We start from the raw sequence: 3,690 nt of genomic DNA on the forward strand, positions 1-3,690 counted from the left end.
CGCCGTGGACGGATCCCGGGGAACGCCGCCGCCCGGCCGCGCCCCGCGGCCGCCGCGCACCGCACGCGCGTGGGCGCTGGCCGGCCTGCTCGCCGCCGTGTGCGCCTTCGCGGTGCTGCGCAACCTGCCGTGCGGCGGCGCGCTCGCCCCCTGACCGGCCCGCGGCGGGCGACCGCGGTCCGCCACGCGCGGCCGGGACCTGGCGGTACGCCACGCGCGGCGGGGACCCGGCGGTACGGACCGGCCGTCAACCGGATGCGTGTACTCCCCCGTACGCCGGATACCATCGCAGTGCCGCCGGTGCGGGCCTTCGAGCGCCGCCCCGTGCGCCGACAACCCAGCCCGTACCGTCCGGAAGGGGGCCGCTCGCGTGAGTGTGCTCGACGAGATCATCGACGGAGTCCGTGCCGACCTCGCGGAGCGGCAGACGCGCGTCACCCTCGACGAGCTCAAGCTGCGGGCGCTCGGCGCCCCGCAGGCCAGGAACGGCGCCGCGGCCCTGAAGGGCGAGGGCGTCAAGGTGATCTGCGAGGTCAAGCGGTCCAGCCCGTCCAAGGGCGCGCTGGCCGCGATCGCCGACCCGGCGGGCCTCGCCGCCGACTACGAGAGCGGCGGCGCCGCGGCCATCAGCGTGCTCACCGAGGGCCGCCGGTTCAGCGGTTCGCTCGCCGACCTGGAGGCCGTGCGCGCGCGGGTCGACATCCCCGTCCTGCGCAAGGACTTCATCGTCACCGCCTACCAGCTGTGGGAGGCCCGCGCGTACGGCGCCGACCTGGTGCTGCTCATCGTGGCCGCGCTGGACCAGGAGGCGCTGGTCTCCCTCGTCGAGCGGGCGGAGTCGATCGGGCTCACCCCGCTGGTGGAGGTGCACGACGAGGAGGAGGCCGCGCGGGCCGTGGACGCCGGGGCGCGGGTCATCGGCGTCAACGCGCGCGACCTGAAGACCCTGGAGGTGGACCGGAGCACCTTCGGCCGGGTCGCGCCGGAGATCCCCGACCACATCGTGAAGGTCGCCGAGTCGGGCGTGCGCGGCCCGCACGACCTGATCGCCTACGCCAACGACGGCGCGGACGCCGTGCTGGTCGGCGAGTCGCTGGTCACCGGCCGCGACCCCAAGGCGGCGGTGGCCGACCTGGTGGCCGCCGGCGCGCACCCCGCGCTGCGGCACGGGCGGGACTGAGCCGTGACCGGCACGCCGCACGCGCGCCTGGCCCCGGGGTGCCGTCCCCGGGGCTGCCGGGCGCCCGCGCGGCGGGTGCGCGGGCGGCGCGTGCGCTACCACATCGGGTGCGAGCCGGGGCAGGTCAACGGCAGGCGATGGCGCGGCCGGCCGGCCCGCGCGGCGGCGAGTCCCGCCGCGGCGCGCGGCTGACGCGTTCCGTCACCCCATCCCCTGACCGATCCGGCCGGGGCCGCATGCCCCGGCCTGAGGAGTTCGTACCGATGTCTCCAGACACGTCCCCAGAATCCGTGCCCGGCGCGCCCGGCGGGCCGCGGCAGTTCTTCCTGCCCGACCCGGAGGGCCGGGTGCCCAGCGCCGAGGGCTACTTCGGCGCGTTCGGCGGCAGGTTCATCCCGGAGGCGCTGGTCGCCGCCGTGGAGGAGGTCGCCGCCGAGTACGAGAAGGCGAAGACCGACCCGGCCTTCGCCGCCGAGCTGAACGACCTGCTGGTCCACTACACCGGCCGGCCCAGCCCGCTGACCGAGGTGGCCCGGTTCGCCGAGGAGGCCGGCGGGGCCCGGATCTTCCTGAAGCGGGAAGACCTGAACCACACCGGCTCCCACAAGATCAACAACGTGCTGGGGCAGGCCCTGCTGACCCGCCGCATGGGCAAGACCCGCGTCATCGCCGAGACCGGCGCGGGCCAGCACGGCGTGGCCACCGCCACCGCCTGCGCGCTGTTCGGCCTGGACTGCACCGTCTACATGGGCGAGGTCGACACCGAGCGGCAGGCGCTGAACGTGGCGCGGATGCGCATGCTCGGCGCCGAGGTCGTCGCCGTCGGCTCCGGCAGCCGCACCCTGAAGGACGCCATCAACGAGGCGTTCCGCGACTGGGTGGCCAACGTGGACCACACCCACTACCTCTTCGGCACCGTCGCCGGACCCCACCCGTTCCCGGCCCTGGTGCGCGACTTCCACCGGGTGATCGGCGTCGAGGCGCGGCAGCAGCTGCTGGAGCGCGCCGGACGGCTGCCGGACGCGGTCGCCGCCTGCGTGGGCGGCGGGTCCAACGCCATCGGGCTCTTCCACGCCTTCCTGCCCGACGAGGGCGTGCGCCTGGTCGGCTTCGAGCCCGCGGGCCACGGCCTGGCCACCGGCGAGCACGCGGCCACCCTCACCGAGGGCGAGCCGGGCATCCTGCACGGCTCCCGGTCGTACGTGCTCCAGGACGAGGACGGCCAGATCACCGAGCCGTACTCGATCTCGGCGGGCCTGGACTACCCGGGCGTCGGCCCCGAGCACGCGTACCTGAAGGACACCGGCCGCGCCGAGTACCGGGCCGTCACCGACGACGAGGCCATGCAGGCGCTGCGGCTGCTGTCGCGCACCGAGGGCATCATTCCGGCCATCGAGAGCGCGCACGCGCTGGCCGGCGCCCTCAACCTCGGCCGCGAGCTGGGCCCCGAGGGCCTGGTGCTGGTCAGCCTCTCCGGGCGCGGCGACAAGGACATGGACACCGCGGCCCGCTACTTCGGGCTGTACGACACGCCAGAGGACCAGGCCGGCGGGGGCGCCCGCGACGGCCGCGACGGACGGGGGGACCGGTGATGGCGGGCCGCGCGGAACTGCTGGGCGAGGTGCTGGCGAGGGCCGCGGCCGAGGAGCGCGCCGCGCTCGTCGGCTACCTGCCGGCCGGCTTCCCGACCGTCGCCGACGGCGTACGGGCCGTCACGGCCATGATCGAGGGCGGCTGCGACATCGTGGAGGTCGGCCTGCCGCACAGCGACCCGGTGCTCGACGGCCCGGTCATCCAGACCGCCGACGACATCGCGCTGCGCGGCGGGGTCCGCATCCGCGACGTCATCGCCACGGTCGGCGAGGTGCACGCCGCCACCGGCGCGCCCGTGCTGTGCATGACCTACTGGAACCCGGTGGACCGGTACGGGCCCGAGCGGTTCGCCGCCGACCTCGCCGACGCGGGCGGCGCCGGGTGCATCCTGCCCGACCTGCCGGTGGAGGAGTCCGACGGCTGGCGCAAGGCCGCCGAGGCCCGGGGCCTGGCCACGGTCTTCGTGGTCGCGCCCAGCACCCGCGACCAGCGGCTGGCCAGGATCACGGCGGCGGGCACCGGCTTCGTGTACGCGGCGTCGCTGATGGGCGTCACCGGCACGCGCGCGTCGGTGGGCCAGGAGGCGCGCGGCCTGGTGGAGCGCACGCGCGCGACCACGAACCTGCCGGTGTGCGTGGGACTCGGCGTGTCCAACGCGGAGCAGGCGGCCGAGGTCGCCGGATTCGCCGACGGGGTCATCGTCGGCTCGGCCTTCGTCCGGCGCCTGCTGGAGGCGCCGGACCTCCAGGCGGGCCTGGCCGGGGTGCGCGCCCTCGCGGGCGAGCTGGCCGAGGGCGTCCGCGCGGGCCGCACGGCCGGGACCGCCGCCGTACGCCCCTGACCCGGCCGTCCCGGCGGGGGCCGGCTCCCGCCGGGACGGGGGCGGCCGGTCCGGCGCGGACCGGGCCGGGGGCGCC

General features: G+C 76.6%; 4 protein-coding genes. All 4 read left to right on the forward strand.

Features of this window, described 5'->3' with window-relative positions; genetic code table 11:
• Window positions 1-370 precede the first annotated feature (370 nt).
• On the forward strand, window positions 371-1,180 hold the full coding sequence (gene trpC / locus RKE29_RS28555) for an indole-3-glycerol phosphate synthase TrpC (protein ID WP_312008593.1): 810 nt from the start codon (window positions 371-373) through the stop codon (window positions 1,178-1,180).
• A gap of 3 nt (window positions 1,181-1,183) precedes the next feature.
• Window positions 1,184-1,372 carry a tryptophan biosynthesis modulator TrpM gene (trpM, locus tag RKE29_RS30895; RefSeq protein WP_369016069.1) on the forward strand — a complete coding sequence of 63 codons (189 nt, stop codon included), beginning with the start codon at window positions 1,184-1,186 and terminating at the stop codon, window positions 1,370-1,372.
• A 71-nt stretch (window positions 1,373-1,443) separates the two neighbouring features.
• On the forward strand, window positions 1,444-2,772 hold the full coding sequence (trpB, locus tag RKE29_RS28560; protein ID WP_312008595.1) for a tryptophan synthase subunit beta: 1,329 nt from the start codon (window positions 1,444-1,446) through the stop codon (window positions 2,770-2,772).
• Window positions 2,772-3,614 carry a tryptophan synthase subunit alpha gene (trpA, locus tag RKE29_RS28565; RefSeq protein ID WP_312008597.1) on the forward strand — a complete coding sequence of 281 codons (843 nt, stop codon included), beginning with the start codon at window positions 2,772-2,774 and terminating at the stop codon, window positions 3,612-3,614. Before trpB ends, trpA begins: the two co-directional genes overlap by 1 nt.
• Window positions 3,615-3,690 lie beyond the last annotated feature (76 nt).

Origin of the sequence: Streptomyces sp. B1866, assembly GCF_031932565.1 — a bacterium.
In the GTDB taxonomy this organism is placed as follows: domain Bacteria; phylum Actinomycetota; class Actinomycetes; order Streptomycetales; family Streptomycetaceae; genus Streptomyces.